This window comes from Lactobacillus gallinarum, assembly GCF_002160635.1.
In the GTDB taxonomy this organism is placed as follows: domain Bacteria; phylum Bacillota; class Bacilli; order Lactobacillales; family Lactobacillaceae; genus Lactobacillus; species Lactobacillus gallinarum.
In genome coordinates, this window is the sequence record NZ_NFKZ01000004.1 from 17,174 (window position 1) to 35,879 (window position 18,706).

Genomic DNA, 18,706 nt, shown 5'->3' on the forward strand with positions numbered 1-18,706 from the left:
TAGTGGCAGAAAAAGAAACTACACAAAAACTATCTTTAGACAAGATGGTTAAGAAAGTCGTTAAGGACGTTAAAAAAGACAAGATAATCACAGAAAAAGATTTCACTGCTCGTCTGATTAAGCCATATAATTTGCAGGGTAAGGCTGTCGATCAACTAGTACAAGAGTTTGAAGATAACGGTATTAGTATTGTAGATGAGAATGGGGATCCATCACGACTAGCCTTAAAGAAACAAAAAGATGTTGAAAAGGCTGAATTAAAAGATATGTCTGCACCATCCAGCGTTCGAATGAACGATCCAGTGCGGATGTACCTGAAAGAAATTGGACGTGTACCTCTTCTTACTGCTGATCAAGAAATTGCACTTGCCAAAAGAATTGAAGAAGGGGACGAAGAAGCAAAGCAAGAATTGGCTGAAGCTAACCTTCGTTTGGTAGTTTCTATTGCTAAGCGTTATGTGGGACGTGGAATGTCATTTCTTGATTTGATTCAAGAAGGTAACATGGGGCTAATGAAAGCCGTAGATAAGTTTGATTATCGTCTTGGATTTAAGTTCTCTACTTATGCTACTTGGTGGATTAGACAAGCTATTACTCGTGCTATTGCAGATCAGGCTCGTACAATCAGAATTCCTGTCCACATGGTTGAAACGATCAACAAGTTGATTAGAATTCAACGTCAATTGTTACAAGACTTAGGTCGTGAACCAACTCCAGAAGAAATTGGTGCTGAAATGAATATGTCAACCAATAAGGTTCGTGATATTCTTAAAATTGCACAAGAGCCAGTTTCTCTTGAAACTCCTATTGGTGAAGAGGATGATTCACACTTAGGTGACTTCATTGAGGATAAGGATGCAACTAGTCCAGAACAACATGCTTCATATGAAATGTTAAAGGAACAACTTGAACAAGTACTTGAAACTTTGACTGACCGTGAAGAAAATGTTTTACGTTTGCGTTTTGGTCTTGATGATGGCCGTACTCGTACTTTGGAAGAAGTGGGGAAGGTGTTTGGCGTTACTCGTGAACGTATTCGTCAAATTGAAGCTAAGGCTTTAAGAAAGCTTCGTCACCCAAGTCGTTCAAATCAATTGCGTGACTTTATGGATTAATTATCTAGATCTATAAAAAAGACGTTAAGCTGTTATGCTTAACGTCTTTTTTAGGATCTGCTGGCTTTTCCTTCGGCAATGTCATCTTCAATAATTTTCATAGGATTAAGCCAAGTACCATTGTCTTTCCAGTAGTAGCGACATGGTACACCATGTTTATCAATGTATTTCTTGTCTGTCTTAGTTATTCCTAAGTGGATGTGAGAACCGGTTAAGCGACCGATCTTTTGGCCTAACTTAATCTTTTGGCCCTTCTTTACGTAAATATCTGTGATGCTGAGAAAACCTTCTTGATAGATTTCTACATAGCCATCATCAGAAATCACCCAAACATATAAGCCAAGGCCTGGAGCATACTTAACTTTATGAACTGTCCCAGCATGCACAGCATAAACAGTGGAGTGTCCTACTTCGCTGAAGCCGAAGTCGTAACCATCGTGGAAGTAACTCTTAGTAGGGTAGTAACGTCTAATTATGTCAGTTTCACCGAATTTTTGACCTGATTTAAATTTTATTTTCTTTTCGTAAAGGCGTTTAAAAGGATAACCCCAGGTAACCTTATGAACTACTTTTTTCTTCTTTTTAGGCTTTTTCTTTTTTACGACTTGAGTCTGAGGTCTATTGGCATTTAAATCAAAGTGCCAAAGCGGTACCGAAGCAAAAATAATAATTGCAATTAATGCAATAAAAAGCGATACTTTGCTTTCTGTTTTTTTCATCTAAAAAAGTTCATCTCGTTTTCCATCAAGCATATGTTCACTAACATTAGGATCGAAAAATACAGGTAAATCATGATCAAAATTATAAGCTAGCTTATGTTGCTGCAGCTCTTCTTTAGTCATCCAAGTTAAAGTCCCTTCGTCTGATGCCTTGACTGTCCCCTTAAATTTATCGGCAACATAGAAAAAGACTAAATAGCGTTCATGATTTTTATCATAGAACTGCTTTGCTCCAACAAATTGGGGATGAGAAATGGTCAGTCCGGTTTCTTCTTTGATCTCTCGAACAACAGAATCATTAAAAGACTCATGTGGTTCAACGTGACCACCAGGGAAGGTAAGGCCTGGCCAAACTGGATCGTTGCGGTCCAAAACTAGAATTTTATCTCCATTTTTGATCATGCACATGTTAGTTAAAGTTACTGTCTCAGTTCTTTTCAATGCAAAAACCCACTTTCTTTGTACGATTATAGCAAAACATGACTAAAAACAACTACTAAATATGCTAAAATTTGATTAAACATACTCTTTATGGAGGATTAAATGAACTTAAGATTAAATACGCTGGCAAAAATGGTTGATCCGGACAGCAAAGTTGCAGACATTGGAACCGACCATGCTTATTTGCCAATTGAATTAGTTAAATCAGGAAAAATAAAATTTGCCATTGCAAGTGATGTAGCTGAAGGTCCGCTTGAAAATGCTAAAAGTGATATTGCAGAGGCAGGTTTAAGTGACCAAATTGAAACGCGTTTAGGCAATGGCTTGGAGACTATTACTCATCAAGATCAAGTAGATACTGTTGTTATTGCTGGTATGGGCGGTAAATTAATGGTAGATATCTTAGATACAGCTTGGAGTAAAGATTTTCAATTTAAGAATTTAGTGCTTGAGCCTAATATCGGTGAAGCAGGTGTACGTAATTGGCTAATGATGCATAATTATCAAATTGTAGTTGAAAAGTTAATTGAGGAAGCAGGCCACACTTATGAATTAATTAAGGCAGGATTAACTTCAGACAAGCATGATTTAACTGAAAAAGAGATTTTATTTGGCCCATTTATCATGCGTGAAAAAAATCCAGTCTTTTATCAAAAGTGGCAAGGGCAATTGCAATATTATGAAAAATTGCTGCAAAATTTGAATAAAGCACGCAAGAAAGATGAAGACCGTATTAATGAAGTTGAACATAATATTCAACTGATTAAGGAGGAATTAAGCGATGACTAAAGTTAAAGATATAGTAGAACGCTTGAGACAAGATTTCCCAGAAGACATTGCTTCTAAGGGCGATCCTGTTGGCATGCAAATTGGTTCAATGGATGCTGATGTTACTAAAGTAATGACTACTTTAGATGTACGTCCGCAAGTAGTTGAAGAAGCTGTCAAAAAAGGTGTTAATTTTATTGTTAGTCATCACCCAGTAATGTTTAGACCAGCTCGCAATTTGAACTTTGCCAATGCGCAAAATGCAATGTATGGCGAGATTATCAAAAATGGGATTACTGTTTATTCAATTCATACCAATTCTGATAAAGCTCAAAATGGTTCTGCCGATTGGCAGGCTGAAGAATTAGGATTAAAAGATGTAGAGCCATTTTGTTTAGATGATGATGGCATTGCAATGGGACGTAAAGGTAAGTTGCCTAAAACAATGTCAGCTTATGATTTTGCCTATTATGTTAAAGATAAAATGAACATTAAGATGGCTAGACTGATTACTGCAGATAATGAAAAACAAATTTCTACTGTTGGTTTTATTTGCGGTGATGGTGGTAAATATTGGACTAGCGCTTTAGATGATAATCTAGATGCCTTTATTACTGGTGACGTTTACTATCACGTAGGTCATGATATGATTTCATCCGGTTTAACAGTAGTTGACCCTGGTCATTATACTGAAAAATTGTTTAAATATAAGGTATACGATCGTCTCAAGAAATGGAACGAAGAGAATAACTGGAATGTTTGCGTTGAGCTTTCAGAAGTTTCAACTAATCCATTCCAAGATTTGTTTTAAATAGAAAGAGGACAGAGTAAATGGAATACCCAAACTTGTTACCAAGATTTTTAAAGTATGTAAAAGTAAATTCACGTTCAGATGAACATTCAGATCGTTTTCCTTCAACTGAAAGAGAAGAAAACTTCCAAAAGAATGTCATTATGAAGGATCTTGAAGACTTAGGTTTAAGTGACATTCATTACAACCAAAAAGCAGGTAGTGTAATCGCTGAAATTCCTTCAAACGTTGATTATGATGTGCCTGTCATGGGCTTTTTAGCACATAGTGATACAGCTGACTTTAATTCGGAAAATGTTAAGCCACAAATTCATAAGAACTACGATGGTGAAAGCAAGATTCAATTAGGAGATTCAGAATTTTACCTTGATCCAAAGGTCTTTCCACACTTGAAGAATTACAAGGGTCAAACTATAATTACTGCCTCAGGCGATACCTTGCTTGGTGGGGACGACAAGTGTGGTGTTTCTGAATTAATGACCTTTGCGGAATACTTAATGAATCATCCAGAAGTTAAGCACGGCAAGATTCGCTTAGCATTTACTCCAGATGAAGAAATTGGTACCGGTGCAGAACATTTTGACGTAAAAGATTTCGGAGCCGATTTTGCCTTTACTGTTGATGGTGAAGCACCAGGTAAGTTGGACTGGGGAACTTTCTCTGCTGCTCAATTTAGTCTTGATATTCAAGGGGTTAACGTTCACCCAGCTGTAGCTAAAGGTCAAATGATTAACGCTGTGCAAGTCGGAATTGATTTTCATAATCAGTTACCTGAACACGATCGTCCAGAACACACCGATGGTCGTGAAGGTTTCTTCCATTTGTTGAGTTTTAATGGTACTGTTGATAACGCTCATCTGGATTACATTATTCGTGACTTTGAACGTGATGGACTTGAAGACCGTAAGAATTTGGTTAAGTCAATCGTTAAAAAGATGAACGATGAATTTGGCGTTGAACGTATTAAGCTTCAAATGAATGATCAATACTACAATATGGCTGATGAATTGAAGAAGCACATGGATATTGTGGATTTAGCTAGGGATGCATACAAGGCAGAAGGTTTAGAAGTTAATGAAGATCCAGTTCGTGGTGGTACAGACGGCTCTCAATTAACTTACATGGGTCTGCCATGTCCTAATATTTTTGCCGGTGAAGAAAACATGCATGGCCGCTACGAATATACTGTGCTTGAATCAATGTATAAAGCGGTCGATGTCATGATTAAGATGGCAGAATTAAATGCGGAAAGAGCTAAGTAGTGAAACTATTTTAGTCATAATCATTTAAAATATATACTTTTAAACAACATGAAATCATTGATAAACCAATGAATTTTTTTGAACTTTATCTTATAAAAATAATTCACTGCTATTATTAAAAGCTTATACATCCTTTATTAATAGGATGTATAAGCTTTTTTTATTATTTTTCTAAATTGTGAAACAAATTTAATGCTTGCAAAAAGGCAAAAAGATAGTTATATTATTAGTGTAATAGATATGTAATACAGCTAAAAACAGAAGGTGAGTAAATGGAATTTAAAGATAATATTCCCATTTATCTTCAAATTGAACAATATTTATATCGTCAAATTGCTTTGGGGAAGATGAAAGCAGGAGAGAAAATCCCATCTGTAAGAAAGTTAGCACTTGAATTGACAGTTAACGTTAATACAGTTCAACGTGCTTTGCAACAGATGAACGATCAAGGCATTCTTTACACTAAGAGAGGCGAAGGTAATTTTGTTACTGAAGATATAGAATTATTAGCCAAAACTAAGCAAACATTGATTGATAATCAATTAGATGAGTTTGTTCAGAATATGGCTAAGTTAGGTGTTGAAAGAGATAGTTTAGTGACAGTTTTGGAAAAGTATTTAAAGGAAAGTGAGGAGTAAAATGTCAGATTTATTACAGGTCAAAGATTTATCTTATAAAAAGAATCAGAAGATGATTTTAAAAGATGTAAATTTAAATCTATCTTCAGGTAAAATCGTTGCTTTATTAGGTGAAAATGGTGCTGGTAAGACGACTCTGATGCGAATTATTGCCGGCGTCGCAAAGAATTATCGCGGTGAAGTCAATCTTGAAGGTTCAACTAAAGAAGCCGAGAGAAAGGCTAAATTGTCCTTTACTGATGGCTTAACTGGTTTCAGTGACTCCACTAAGATTAAGGACGTGGTTAAGTTTTATGCCATCATTTTTCAAGATTTTGATGAAAATGAATTTACTGAATTACGTAAGTTCATGAAGCTTGATCCAGAAATGAAACTCAGTCAATTATCACGTGGTATGAGAGAAAAGTTGATTATTGCATTGACCTTTGCACGCAAAGCTGATTTGTACTTACTTGATGAACCTTTTGGTGGAATTGATGCGATGGCACGTAAGAAGATCATCAACTCTATTATTCTTTGGAAAGAAGAAAAGGCCACAATTTTAATTTCAGATCACTTTGTCAACGAAATTTCATCATTGCTTGATGAAGTAGTTGTTGTAAAAGATCATACAGTTCTAGAACATAAATCAGCTGATGATATCCGTCAAAATCATAAGAGCATTGAAGAATACTATGAAAGTTTTTATGCAGATGAGGATGATGAATAATGACTAGTTTCAATACTTTGTTCAACAGGATGTTTCAAGAAAAAAGTAGGGCAGTTTATCTAATTTATTTGATTCAAGCATTTTCAAGTTTGTGCTTTTCGCTTTGGATGATTTTTTCCATGAGAGGCGAACCCAATGTCATGATGATTAATGGTCATCGTGAGGTAACTAACCATTTGATTGCTTACTTATTGATCTTTGGTGTCATGATGTTTATCACATCATTTTTTGCAAACTTTGTCTACTGGATTATTTCATCCGTTAAGAATGAAAAGATTAACCGTAGTCAAACTTGGCGACTGATTCCTATTAATGATACTGAATTTTTGCTAAGTAATTTTGGGACTGCTTTTATTTCTTATCTGTGGTTAATCATCTTGGAAGGAATTACCGTAGCAGTTACTTGTTTACCTGTCTTAACGGTGAATGAAGTTAGAAAGAATTTGTCTGGTTTCTTTGAGGAAAGTCACCGCTTAGCTGTACAAGACTGGTGGAGTCTGCTTGGAGCTTTAGTTTTAGTAATATTACTCGGTTATGCTTGGTATGCCATTGTTAGCCTTATTAACTTAAGCAGCCGCAGTATTATGGACTTTTTGCCTAACGGTTCTAGCAAATTTATTATGTTTATCGTTAGAGTAGTAATTATTATTGCGATTATTTGGTTATTAAGTAAAGCAACTACAGTTGTTTTTGGTGCAATTAGTAATTTTATTCCATTCTTAACTGATGGTAATAATGATTTGCAAATGAGTGGTACATTAGTAGCATTTTTACTCTTTGATGTGGTAGTAACCTTGATTGATATTTTGCTCTTGAACAAATTTGTCGAAGCAAAGCAAAATTAAGGAGGTACTTATGACTAGTTTTTCAGCCTTATTTAGGCAAATGTTTGTCCAGAAACGACGCTATGCTCATCTAGTATTATTGGTACAAACCTTTGCAGTGATTTTTATTTTTTTAATGGATCTGATCACTAGCAACAATTTTACTAAAGGCTATTTGGTGTTTGGTCAAGGTTCACATCCTAGGTTTTGGGATGTTATTTTGGCCTTAGGAATAATGACTACTGCTATTGGTGATGTTGTTTTTCTTGGCTTACTTTGCTGGCAAAATGAAAAGATTAATTTGAGTCAGACTTGGCAGTTGATACCAGTATCAAGTATTAAGCTTTGGTGGATCAATATTTTTACCAGTTTGGTTGAATGCGCATATATCTTTGTCATTCAAGTTGTGCTGGGGATCATTGTCTTTGTAATTGATTGCCTTAGCTATGGCTATAATATAGTCAAAATTTTCAATCAAACCTCCGGCTTCAATTCATGGTCTGATTATGCAGGCTTTTTTGAATTGATCTTTTGGCTAATTGGATTGGTTTTAATCATCTTTTGTTTTGTTAGTTTTGCCAATTTTTTGACCAGAACTATTACAGATCAATTACTTGGTAAGAACTCAACTGTGATCAAGATTTTTGTTATGGCAATCTTGGTAATCGTAGGTGTCACCATTGCCTTTAGAATTAATGATCAAATAACTACGATGTATATCAATCATATGATGAAAAATCGAGCATACAGTGGTGATACATTCCCAATGATTACTATTGAATACTTTGTTGGTTCACTAATTTTAGGGATAGTTAACTCTTACTTAGTACAAAAATTCGTTGAACCCAAGATAAGATAAGATAGGAAAGTGAGAAACTTGACTAGTTTTTGGAATTTATTTAAACAGATGTGGTCACAAAAACAGCGTTATATTTATTTGCTGTTTGTAGTTAACATTTTTACAGTCATTTTTATGACCGTATTGAGAATAACCATGCCCAGTAACTTTTCAGTTAATTCAGGTTTAACAGGATACTGGGAAGATACTTACATGTGGCTGACCATCTATTTTGACATTGCCTTTTGTGCAGCGACCTGCTGGCAAAATGAAAAGATTAACTTGAGTCAGAGCTGGCATTTAGTAGCTGCTGATGAAAGAAAGACTTATCTAGCCAATGTGTCTACAAGCATGGTTGCCTGTGCTTTGTTCTTTTTCTTGCAACAAATTATTAATGGGATCTTGTTGCTGCCAGGTTACGGATTAAACAGTTTTATTCAAGTCTATCGAGATTTTCAGCTTTGGCCAGCACACTATGATTTAATGAGAGATGTTTTATTACATTGGCTCTTTATCATTATGATCATTTTACTTATTTATCTTTTTGTTAGTTTTGCTAACTTTGCTTCAAGGATGATCACAGATTTTCTTCCATTTAAAAGCACGTTGTGGATTAGATTACTAGTAATCGCAATCTTAGTAGTTGTTGCTGTGTATTCAGGTTTAATTATTTTCTCTCATTTAGAAACTTTGATCGATATTAAGCGCATGTCGCCTCACGCTAATATAATTTGGCAGTATGATCCAATGTGGTTGGACACATTGATTTTATTTATTGTTAATCTTATATTTGACAGTATTGATCTCTGGTTTGTTCATAGCTTTGTGGAACCTAAAATCGCAAATTATTAAAAAAGCAGTCATCATTAAGATGGCTGTTTTTCTTGTTATAATGATTTTGAGGTAAAGTTATGAAAGAAGAATCATTATTTTCTTTAGCAAATCAAAATAAAAATACGCCATTGGCAGACCGCGTGCGTCCACAATCCTTAGCAGATTTCGTTGGTCAAGATGATTTAATCGGTCCAGATAAGATCTTGCGTGAATTAATTGAGAAGGATGAGGTGCCCTCATTAATTCTATGGGGACCACCTGGCACAGGCAAGACAACTCTTGCTGAAATCATCGCTAAACGCACGAAGGCGCATTTTATCACCTTTAGTGCGGTTACTTCTTCAATCAAAGATATTCGGAAAATTATGGAAGAGGCAGAGCAAAATCGCCAATTTGGTGAGAGGACAATTGTCTTTATTGATGAAATTCACCGTTTTAATAAAGCTCAACAGGATGCTTTTTTGCCGTTTGTGGAGCAGGGGAGTATCACATTGATTGGTGCTACAACCGAAAATCCTTCTTTTGAAGTAAATTCGGCGCTTTTAAGTAGAGCGAAGGTATTCGTGTTGCACTCTTTGACTACCGATAATATCATTCAACTTTTAAAACAAGCGTTAAAGAATCCAAATGCTTTTCCTGAATTTAATATAAAAATCTCAGATGAGGCTTTACGTAAGATTGCAATCTTTGGTAATGGGGATGCACGTAGCAGTCTAAATACTCTTGAAATTGCCGTTTTGAATGGTAAAAAATCTGGTAAGACCGTTGTAGTTGATGATGATATTTTAAGTCAGTTAATTGATACTAAATCTTTACGTTATGACAAACATGGTGAAGAGCACTATAATTTAATTTCAGCTTTGCATAAATCAATGCGTAACAGTGATGTTGATGCAGCTGTTTACTGGATTAACCGTATGATTGAGGGCGGAGAGGATCCCTTATATATTGCTAGAAGACTAGTTCGTTTTGCTAGTGAAGATGTGGGTTTAGCAGATACCAATAGTTTAAATGTCGCAATTAATACTTTTCAAGCATGTAAATACATCGGTTTGCCAGAATGTGGAGTTCATTTAACAGAATGTGTGATTTACTTGGCCTCTACACCAAAATCTAATTCAGTTTATGTAGCACAAAAAAAGGCAAAGAAATTAATTAAGAAGACAGGGAATCTCCCAGTTCCATTGCAGATTAGGAATGCACCAACTAAGTTGATGAAGGATTTGCATTATGGTGAAGATTATCAATATGCTCAAGACAGTCCGGATAAATTGACCAATATGAAAACTATGCCGCCAGAGATAGAAGACGAGGTATTCTATCATCCTAGTGATCAGGGAAATGAAATTCGATTTAAGAAGAGGCTAGCTCAAATTAAGGCTTGGCATGAAAAACACGGATAAAAAAGGCTTCACTCAAATTAAGAGTGAAGCCTTTTTTATGATTACTAATTAAGCATTAGCAGACATATAGTCATAAAGTTGATTAATTTCTTCGTTGGTGAATTCCCCATCACCAGTTTTCATTGCATGCACCTTTTCAACAGATAGGTGACTAGCAAAAGCTAAATCAGTATCATTAACATGGTGTTTAACTTGAAAATCAATAATTGCGTTCGATAATTCTTCTTGTTGCTCATTCATAATAATCTCTCCTTACACTTTAATTTTAATCAAATTATATACAAAATAAAACTTTTAAATAATTAAAATGTTTTCCACTGAGTAAATGGCCAGTAGCGGAAGACAACTTTCCCAATAAGTGCACTCCGTTTAACAAAGCCAAAGTAACGAGAATCTTTAGAAACATCTCTATGATCACCCATGACGAAGTAGTGATTCTTAGGTACTTTTTCTTTTAATGTAAAATTGTTAGTATATAGTTCTCCTAAACGATGAGCTTGCTTTTCATACTTGTTATTCAAATATGGTTCAGCGATTTGCTTACCGTTAATGTAAAGCTTATCATTTTTTGAAGTAACCATATCGCCAGGCGTGCCAATTACACGCTTGATATATAAAGCGCCTTTTTGATCAGGAGCTTTTAAAATCACAATATCATTGCGCTTAGGCGTAAAATGACGAACGGCAATTAAACGATCACCATTTTCAAATGTTGGCTGCATTGAGGGGCCAGAAACTGTTTCATTTGAAAGGAAAAAGCTAAATACAAAATAGTAAATCCCCATCAAAATCGCAAACATAATGATTATATCGAGAACAAAATGACCTATGCTTTCTTCGTCTTCATTTTTCTTCTTAGTTTTTTCTCCCATAAACAATCTCCTTTTATTTGCTATTTTTATTATAACTGATTTCTATGACTTTGAATGGTAAAATCATTAGGTAAGGTAGGAAGATATGACGAATTATTTGCACAAATTAACTATGTTAGATGATGAAATTAATCATCCTATGATACATGGTCAAGTAGAAGAAATAAAGCAAATTGATCATTACGTTGGTAATGGTAAGCCGTTAAAAGCTGCACCAGATAAATTGGGATTATTACCAGATCAATTTGAAGATGTTTTAAAAGAAATCGGAAATAATCAAAAAAGAAAATTAACCGATATTAATAACTTATTTAATAATTTTCGGCAATACTTATCTTTGAAATATGGCATTTGGTCAATAGCCAATTTAAAAACGGCAGCTTTGATAAAAGATAAGATGCAGATTGATACTGCTTTGGAAATTATGGCTGGCAATGCTTATTGGTCAAGTACACTAGCAAATGTTGGAATTCAAACAATAAGTACGGATTCCTTAGAATGGGCTAAGACTTCATCAACAGGTGCAGAGCCATTTCATCCAGTTATTAATTTAGAAGCAGCGCAAGCAATAAAAAAGTATTCCGATGTGGATTTGATTCTTTGCTCTTGGTCACCCAATTTCGGTCAAAGTGATCTTACGGCAATTGATGCATGGCAAAAATATAGTAATGCAAAGCATTTTATCTTCATTGGTGAAGAAGATGGGGCAACTAATTCGCCAGAATTCTGGCAACGTAATTGGTTTAAACATACAGCAGCTTTGAATGAAATTAATAGTTCATTTCAAAGTTTTGATTTTATTGATGAACGGATATTTGAGATAGATAATGAATTTTAAAAGAATTTTTTTACTTTTAGTACCGTTAATTATGTTTTTGGGAATAGGCACTATGATTTCTAATATTCAATCTGATTATGCAGATGAAGTATTAGAAGCCCATGGGCTGACTAACAATACACGCTATTTTAGAACAAATAGCGATGAAAGCATTAGTTCTTTTTTACGTTACCTAAATAAGAACTATAAAAATCATCAGATTCAATTACACTTCGATAGTAATTATGAAAAAAAGCAGGTCTTAGTCTGGAGTAATCATGTGGTAAAAAGTTTGCCGACAGAAACAGGACGCTATTTTTCTCCAGATGATTTTGAAGGGAAAGTCTCATTTGCTGTATTAGGTCCTACCGCTAAGATCAATGTTTTAGAAGCACAAAATAATAAATATGTTGTTTTAGGGCGAAATTATTATTCTGTAATTGGCACGTTTAAAAATTATCCTCAAGTTGAAATGGATAAATATTATCTGAGCACAGGAGTAAATCAGCCTACAGCACGAGATCAGTTAAGAAATTATAGGATAGTGATTGATAGTACTCCGTATGTAATTAGTAAGATAGCTAAACATTATCACACTAAGCTTCATATTCCTTCATTTGTACAGGAACATCACCGTGACCGCTTGTCAGTATTGCCTAATATTTTAATGTTAATAACTTGCATGATACTAGGTGTGGTAACTAATATAGTACTTGCAATTTTAATGATGCGACAAGCTAAATTAACCCACCTTCATGGCGATTTATTCCGCAATTGGGTAATTAATCGTAGTGCTCGTACTTTAATGGTAGAAGGCGTTTGTGGACTTTTAGCATATATCTTTTTAAGATGGCATGCATTTTATTCAGTGGCTAGTGTGTTGAGCATAGTTTTACTTGTGGCATGGCTAATGAATGTAGTGGCATTTTGTATCACGTTATATCACTTAATAAGAAAGGATAAAAAAGTTGTTAAAGCTACCCGTTGAATTTAAAGAAAAATACGAAAAATTATTAGGCGATAAAGAAGCGACAGCACTTTTTACGGCAATGAATGAAGAAAGCAAAAAGGCTTTTAGAATTAATACGTTAAAGAATCCGATCAAATTATCTTATGACTTAAATAAACCAATTCCTGATCTTAGGGATGCATATTATGGCGAAATAAGCGGTGAAGATCCTGAATGGGTAAGTGGATACGTTTATTCGCAAGATCCTGCTGCGATGTTTCCTGCTGCGTTGAGCGGTGTTAAGCCTGGAGACAGGGTATTAGATCTTTGTGCTGCTCCTGGTGGGAAAACAACTGAATTAGGAGAGCAGCTAGAAAATGAAGGACTGTTAGTTGCTAATGAAATCTCAGGTACTAGAGCTAAAGCCTTGAGAGAAAATATTGAGCGTTGGGGAATAAGCAATGCACTGATTACTAATGAGAGTCCAGAAGCATTATCACCAGTTTTTCCAGGATTTTTTGACGTAATTTTAGTTGATGCTCCATGTAGTGGGGAAGGGATGTTTAGAAAGAATCCTGAAGCAATTGATTATTGGTCTCAAGATTATGTTTTGACATGTCAAAGAAGACAAAAAGATATCTTGAACGAAGCAGTTAAGATGCTCAAGCCAAATGGACGCTTGATCTATTCGACTTGTACGTTTGCTCCAGAAGAAGATGAACAAATTGTTAGCTGGTTAGTTAATGAACACGATTTTAGTATTTTAGATACTGGAATCAAAGATGAAAGAATAAGTCTAGGTCATCCTGAGTGGAGTGATAATAATCCAGAATTAACCAAAACGCTTAGATTTTGGCCACAAGATGGAGTCGGTGAAGGTCAGTTTGCTGCTGTATTGCAGAAAAATGGTGGCAATGTAGAAGTTGTAACCAAAAAGAGTAAAAAGAAAAAGCAAAAAAAGAATCCATTGCGTTTGACTAAGAACGAACAAGAACTAGTTGCAGAGGTGATTAATCAATTTAATTTGCCTACTAGTTTGAGTGATTGGTCTAAAAAAGCAATGGTTAGAAATGATCATGTCTTTATTCCTGCGATTGTTTTACCTGAAAAGACTAAGCTGCACATTGTTAATAATGGTGTCGAATTAGGAATTCTAAAGAAAAAGAGATTCGAACCGGGTCATCAACTTGCAGAAGTATTAGGTCAATTGGAGCAGACATGTGTAGTTGATTTGGCAACCTTGGATGATTACCAAAAGTACTTACATGGAGAAACGATTAAGGTCCAAAGTGATTTGCGTGGTTTTGTGCTGGTTAGTTATAGTCAAATGATTTTTAGTTTTGGCAAAATTACTGGTAATGGAATTTTGAAAAATTTCTATCCTAAAGGACTTAGAAAATAATTGCGGCAGTTGCGGCTATAAAAGAAATTTTTCGACTGTTTCTCAATCTTCGGCTTGGACCGTAAGAAAAAGAACTAAATAAATATTAAAAGGATTAAGCATTAGATCCGGGGATCAGAAATGCTTAATCCTTTTTCTTTTCTACAATAAAAATAAAAGTAAGAAAGATATAGAGACCAAAATAATAAAAATTATGTAAAATAAAAGCACTAGATTGTCTAGTGCCTTTTTGATATTAAATTAATTGATCTATTTGGTTCTTTAGTTGTAGATCATAGTATTTTTTTATTTGGGGTAGGGATGCCAAATCGTTTTTACCATAAATCGCAATTAAAGCAGCTAATTCATCTTTCCAATCGCTGATTAAGGTTTGAAGTCCCTCAAAACCATTCTTGTTGAATTTCTGCAAGAATACATTAGAAATACCAACAAATTGTCCACCTAAAGCTAGCCCTTTTAAAATATCTAGCGGGTTACATACACCACCTGAAACAATAAAATTAACGTTTTCTTTTTGTGCCATTAAGGCTGAAACAACAGTAGGTAATCCGATGTCTTCTAGATAAGAAACATCCCGTGAATTACGTGCATTTTCAATTTGAGCGAAATTTGTTCCCCCAGCACCTGCAATGTCAAAGTACTTAATGCCATTTTCTTTAAGCAGGTGAATGCTGCTTTGATCAAGACCAAATCCTACTTCCTTAATAATCACGGGGATGGAAATTTGATCGAGGATATTCTTGATTTTATCGAGCCAAATAAAGTCACGATCACCTTCTGGCATTGCAATTTCTTGGACTGTATTAAGGTGAATCTGTAATGCATCAGCTTGCAATTCATTTATTGTTTGTTTAATTGCACTAATGGGAGTTTCTGGATTAACATTGACAATTAAAACGCCATTTGGATCTTCATTGCGAGCAACATAAAAACTTTCTAATTGATCCTTTTCCTTAGCTAAAATGCTAGCAGAACCAAGAGCTAGAGCAATCTTTTCTTGATGTGCGATCTTTCCCAGAGCCTGATTAATTATTAAGGATTGCTTTGATCCACCTGTCATTGCATTGATAAAAAAAGGAGCAGAAACGCTTTTGTTGAACATTTCTGTTGCCAAAATAGTGCGATCAACTTTCCTCTCTGGTAGAGCAGGGCGTAACAGATGCATTTGATCAAAACTATTATATTTTTCTTCATTAAAAAACATCTGAGCTAATTTCAGATGTTCTTCTTTTCTTTCAGATCTAATTGACATATTGATTCTCCAATTAGTTAGCAAGGCTAATTTGGTGAACTCTAAAGTTCAAAGGTAAAATCCCATTGCGGCGCCATTCATTCTCTAATGCATCAACATCAGTGTCAGCACCAGTAATTACAATACCGCAGTCACCATTACCAGCACCAGAAGTTTTAGCGGCACCACCAAAGTCTTCAGCAATTTTGATTAATTGAGTCAAACGTGGAATTTCAATGGCAATTTGGTTAATTTTAGCAAAATGTTGTAATAAATGACGATTAACACGAATTTGCTTCTTTATTAATGGAATATCATTTGCCTCAAAGCCGGCAATCATCTTTAATACGCATTCTCTAGAAGCAGCTAAGAAGTTTTTGTATTCCATATTTAAAGCTGCCTTATTAGCGTTGGTTTCATCAACTAAACGAGAAGTTGATGCTGGCTTTTGACTCCAACCAATCATTAATTTCATATCGTGAGGTGGGGTTAGCAACTCAATCTTAAGTCCTGGCCAAGCTTCATTTACGACTTCTGATAAGGTTTTATTAGCTAATTCATATTGTAGCCATTTTTTATCAAAAGTTTGGTAGGCTAGCCAACCACCATAAACACTAGCTGCAATGTCACCAGCAGAACCATTACCTTGGACAGAATAATGGGAAATGGCAGATAATTTATATACTAGTTCATTGCTCATTTTGACACCATAGAAGTGTAAAATAGCTTTAACCGTAGCTACAGTGACAGCGGCACTTGAACCTAAACCATACTTTTTACCATCAGCAGAATCTAGATCTGAATTAACATGCAGATCGTAGACTTTCATCTTAATGTTTTGTTCAATACAATATTGTTCTGTGTAAGAAATTGCAGATAAAATGTATTCAAATGGGTTATCACGATTATCGATTACCATCTTAGAACCTTGACGGATCCAGTGAATAGAATCTTGTGAATATTGTTTAGAGTGGATTAAGCCCGTAGAAGTCTTGCTTTTAGTAATTGAAACATGTACAAATTGATTTACGGCAACTAAAACAGCAGGACAGTTTTGTTCTAAAACGGCGTATTCTCCAGCGATATATAATTTTCCGGGTGCTTTTTCTGTTATCAAAAGAATTAAATCCTCGAATCTAATTAACTTTCTATTACAACGATTAATCCAAGTAGGTAATACCAGGACCAAAATTTGCAATCACTATATTAACATTATTAAATACTGACTTAAAGCGTTCAACAATTTCTTTGCTATTTCTTAACCGGCAAAGAACTTTAATGTTTGGACCAGCATCTATAGTATAGTAGCATTCAATTCCTTCTTTGCGAAGATCTTCAACTAATTTAATGGCGCGAATTGTATCTGGTTCAAAGTACGTAAATTCAGGTTGAGCGGTTAAATTGATGGCATGCATTTCATTAGCATTTAATTCTGCTAGTTCACCTAATGCGGTAAAGTCATTATTTTTAATGGACGTAATCATTTGCTTTAGTTCACTTTCATTGCGTTCAAGCCAAGGCTTAAAGAAAGGAGAAGATTGTGCTTCTTTCATGCCGCTAGTAGAAGAAATCTTCTTTTGCTTAGTGTTTAATTCTACAGCCAAAAGGTGTAGATCCATTTGAGGATGTTCATCTAAAGCATATGCATAAGAACTTTCGTCGGAATCTCCCTTTTGCCAAACCGAGAACCCACCAAAAATAGAGCGACATGCAGAACCAGAACCGCTTCGTGCTAAACGTGACAACTCTTTTTTGTCAACTTGGATATTATAGCATTGGCAAAAAGCAGCTGCCAATGCGGCGAAGGCTGAACTAGAAGAGGCGAGTCCAGCAGAGGTTGGAACATGATTAACAGATTTAACGATTAAGTTGTCATGAAAACCAAATTTATTTTGAAGTTTGGCCAAATATGAAAAAACTCGTTGGCTTTGTTTAGAATCTTGCTTTTTTCCATTTAAATAAAAAGCAGGATCATCGTTTGTCTTTTCGATTGTAGTATCGGTATAAAAAGCATCTAGCGTCATTGAGAGACTAGACATTAAGGGAAGTCTTAATTCCGCATTTGCTTTACCCCAATATTTAATTAAAGCGATATTTGTATGAGCACGTACTATTTTTGACATTAAATTTTCTCCACCCAGTAGTTACTAATTAGATCTTGACATTTATCCGCAATGTTTTTGGCGATTTCTTGGTTCTCGCATAGAGCAATAGTAATTCCGCCTAGGCCACCACCAGATAATTTGAAGCCAAGGGCACCATTATCTAGAGCAATTTTTTGTAATTGATCAATTTTGGTAGTTGAAATATTAAAAGAATGCAAAATCGTTTGTGCTTCATTAAAAATATTACCTACAGTTTTGATATCATGATCAATCCAGGCTTTTTTTGTCAGATCAGCTAATTCGCCTAAGCGTTTCATATTAACATTTGCCTCTTTTGATTCACTTAAAAGTTGACTTACTTGAGTAACAGCCTTCTTAGTATTGCCTAATTCTCCAGTGTCCATAATTAAAAGTGTAGCACCTAATTCAGCTTGTAAAACTTTGGGTCCCATTTTTTTGTTAAAAAATACTAAGTAGTTGGAATTAACTGTAGCGGCATCAAGACCAGAAGCCTTGCCGTGATTAATCATTTCTGCCTGATTGGTAACTGCCATAATTTCAGATTCAGATAAATTTAAAGAAAAGAATTCGTTTAAAGCCTTTGTAGTACCTAGAGCAACTGTAGCGCTGGAGCCAAATCCTCGTTCCATAGGGATTTCTCCAGTATATGTGATCTTTAATGGCTCATCGTTGTTTGCCTTTTTTTGCATAGCTTTGACAACATACTTCAGACCATCATATTCACTCGGAGCATCATAAAAAGAGCCATGGTAGCGTGCGGTATCCATCCACATTTTAGAATTGTTTTCGACAGTAGTTTTAATATGCAAAGCTTTGATAGGCATCGCTAAAGCATCATAGCCGTAAACAACAGAATGTTCACCAATAATAATTACTTTCCCATGAGCTAAAAAACTAGTTTTCATTTTTTAATCATCCTTAAAATAGATTTAATAAAAGATATCAAC

Annotated in this window: 21 protein-coding genes; 13 read left to right on the forward strand and 8 right to left on the reverse strand. The window is 35.0% G+C overall.

Annotated features, from left to right (window positions below; translation table 11 throughout):
* The first annotated feature begins 2 nt into the window (after positions 1–2).
* The gene (gene rpoD, locus B5E95_RS02705; protein ID WP_056945521.1) at positions 3–1,115 is read left to right on the forward strand and encodes an RNA polymerase sigma factor RpoD; all 1,113 of its coding nucleotides are present in this window, start codon (positions 3–5) and stop codon (positions 1,113–1,115) included.
* A 50-nt stretch (positions 1,116–1,165) separates the two neighbouring features.
* On the opposite strand, the gene B5E95_RS02710 is transcribed toward rpoD, so the two are convergent.
* On the reverse strand, positions 1,166–1,834 hold the full coding sequence (locus tag B5E95_RS02710; RefSeq protein ID WP_087235513.1) for a M23 family metallopeptidase: 669 nt from the start codon (positions 1,832–1,834) through the stop codon (positions 1,166–1,168).
* Positions 1,835–2,275, reverse strand: coding sequence for an 8-oxo-dGTP diphosphatase (locus B5E95_RS02715; RefSeq protein ID WP_087176062.1), 441 nt, complete (start codon positions 2,273–2,275; stop codon positions 1,835–1,837). It abuts the gene before it with no gap.
* Between the two features lie 102 nt (positions 2,276–2,377).
* Between B5E95_RS02715 and B5E95_RS02720 the strand changes: the two genes are divergently transcribed.
* The 9 genes from B5E95_RS02720 (at position 2,378) to B5E95_RS02760 (ending at position 10,362) form a co-directional block, all read left to right on the forward strand.
* Complete coding sequence (locus tag B5E95_RS02720; RefSeq protein ID WP_087176063.1) at positions 2,378–3,064, forward strand: tRNA (adenine(22)-N(1))-methyltransferase; 687 nt, start codon at positions 2,378–2,380, stop codon at positions 3,062–3,064.
* Positions 3,057–3,854: a Nif3-like dinuclear metal center hexameric protein gene (locus B5E95_RS02725; protein ID WP_056945519.1), complete on the forward strand. Its 798-nt coding sequence runs from the start codon at positions 3,057–3,059 to the stop codon at positions 3,852–3,854. Before B5E95_RS02720 ends, B5E95_RS02725 begins: the two co-directional genes overlap by 8 nt.
* Before the next feature lie 20 nt (positions 3,855–3,874).
* Complete coding sequence (gene pepT, locus B5E95_RS02730; RefSeq protein ID WP_087235514.1) at positions 3,875–5,116, forward strand: peptidase T; 1,242 nt, start codon at positions 3,875–3,877, stop codon at positions 5,114–5,116.
* Positions 5,117–5,388: 272 nt separating this feature from the next.
* Entirely contained in the window at positions 5,389–5,754 is a 366-nt protein-coding gene (locus tag B5E95_RS02735) for a GntR family transcriptional regulator (protein WP_025005650.1), read from the forward strand.
* Between the two features lies 1 nt (position 5,755).
* Positions 5,756–6,463 (forward strand): ABC transporter ATP-binding protein, encoded by a 708-nt coding sequence (locus tag B5E95_RS02740; RefSeq protein WP_025005651.1) that lies wholly within the window; start codon positions 5,756–5,758, stop codon positions 6,461–6,463.
* Positions 6,463–7,308: an ABC transporter permease gene (locus tag B5E95_RS02745; protein WP_087235515.1), complete on the forward strand. Its 846-nt coding sequence runs from the start codon at positions 6,463–6,465 to the stop codon at positions 7,306–7,308. The genes B5E95_RS02740 and B5E95_RS02745 overlap by 1 nt, the downstream gene beginning before the upstream one ends.
* 10 nt (positions 7,309–7,318) lie before the next feature.
* Positions 7,319–8,146 carry an ABC transporter permease gene (locus B5E95_RS02750; RefSeq protein ID WP_087235516.1) on the forward strand — a complete coding sequence of 276 codons (828 nt, stop codon included), beginning with the start codon at positions 7,319–7,321 and terminating at the stop codon, positions 8,144–8,146.
* 18 nt (positions 8,147–8,164) lie between these two features.
* Positions 8,165–8,977: a hypothetical protein gene (locus B5E95_RS02755; RefSeq protein WP_233185788.1), complete on the forward strand. Its 813-nt coding sequence runs from the start codon at positions 8,165–8,167 to the stop codon at positions 8,975–8,977.
* A 59-nt stretch (positions 8,978–9,036) separates the two neighbouring features.
* Positions 9,037–10,362, forward strand: coding sequence for a replication-associated recombination protein A (locus B5E95_RS02760; protein ID WP_087235517.1), 1,326 nt, complete (start codon positions 9,037–9,039; stop codon positions 10,360–10,362).
* Between the two features lie 48 nt (positions 10,363–10,410).
* Here B5E95_RS02760 and B5E95_RS02765 read toward each other — a convergent pair whose 3' ends face one another.
* Together B5E95_RS02765 and lepB are read right to left on the reverse strand one after the other, a co-directional pair.
* Positions 10,411–10,602 (reverse strand): LBP_cg2779 family protein, encoded by a 192-nt coding sequence (locus B5E95_RS02765; protein WP_003627439.1) that lies wholly within the window; start codon positions 10,600–10,602, stop codon positions 10,411–10,413.
* 62 nt (positions 10,603–10,664) lie between these two features.
* Positions 10,665–11,234, reverse strand: a complete 570-nt coding sequence (gene lepB, locus B5E95_RS02770; RefSeq protein ID WP_025005655.1) for a signal peptidase I — start codon at positions 11,232–11,234, stop codon at positions 10,665–10,667.
* 85 nt (positions 11,235–11,319) lie between these two features.
* On the opposite strand from lepB, the gene B5E95_RS02775 reads away from it, so the two are divergent.
* Genes B5E95_RS02775 through B5E95_RS02785 form a run of 3 tightly spaced genes read left to right on the forward strand, consistent with a single transcriptional unit; the run spans position 11,320 to position 14,402 of the window.
* The gene (locus B5E95_RS02775) at positions 11,320–12,072 is read left to right on the forward strand and encodes an SAM-dependent methyltransferase (protein WP_087235518.1); all 753 of its coding nucleotides are present in this window, start codon (positions 11,320–11,322) and stop codon (positions 12,070–12,072) included.
* Positions 12,062–13,039, forward strand: a complete 978-nt coding sequence (locus tag B5E95_RS02780; RefSeq protein WP_087235519.1) for an ABC transporter permease — start codon at positions 12,062–12,064, stop codon at positions 13,037–13,039. The genes B5E95_RS02775 and B5E95_RS02780 overlap by 11 nt, the downstream gene beginning before the upstream one ends.
* The gene (locus tag B5E95_RS02785) at positions 13,020–14,402 is read left to right on the forward strand and encodes an RsmB/NOP family class I SAM-dependent RNA methyltransferase (protein ID WP_087176072.1); all 1,383 of its coding nucleotides are present in this window, start codon (positions 13,020–13,022) and stop codon (positions 14,400–14,402) included. Before B5E95_RS02780 ends, B5E95_RS02785 begins: the two co-directional genes overlap by 20 nt.
* A gap of 235 nt (positions 14,403–14,637) precedes the next feature.
* On the opposite strand, the gene fni is transcribed toward B5E95_RS02785, so the two are convergent.
* From fni to mvk, 4 genes are read right to left on the reverse strand one after another with little or no spacing between them, the layout of a single operon-like run.
* Positions 14,638–15,654: a type 2 isopentenyl-diphosphate Delta-isomerase gene (gene fni, locus B5E95_RS02790; RefSeq protein WP_087235520.1), complete on the reverse strand. Its 1,017-nt coding sequence runs from the start codon at positions 15,652–15,654 to the stop codon at positions 14,638–14,640.
* A 13-nt stretch (positions 15,655–15,667) separates the two neighbouring features.
* Complete coding sequence (locus B5E95_RS02795) at positions 15,668–16,750, reverse strand: phosphomevalonate kinase (protein WP_087235521.1); 1,083 nt, start codon at positions 16,748–16,750, stop codon at positions 15,668–15,670.
* Between the two features lie 43 nt (positions 16,751–16,793).
* Positions 16,794–17,756 (reverse strand): diphosphomevalonate decarboxylase, encoded by a 963-nt coding sequence (mvaD, locus tag B5E95_RS02800; RefSeq protein ID WP_087235522.1) that lies wholly within the window; start codon positions 17,754–17,756, stop codon positions 16,794–16,796.
* Positions 17,756–18,664 carry a mevalonate kinase gene (gene mvk, locus B5E95_RS02805; protein ID WP_087176076.1) on the reverse strand — a complete coding sequence of 303 codons (909 nt, stop codon included), beginning with the start codon at positions 18,662–18,664 and terminating at the stop codon, positions 17,756–17,758. The genes mvaD and mvk overlap by 1 nt, the downstream gene beginning before the upstream one ends.
* Positions 18,665–18,706 lie beyond the last annotated feature (42 nt).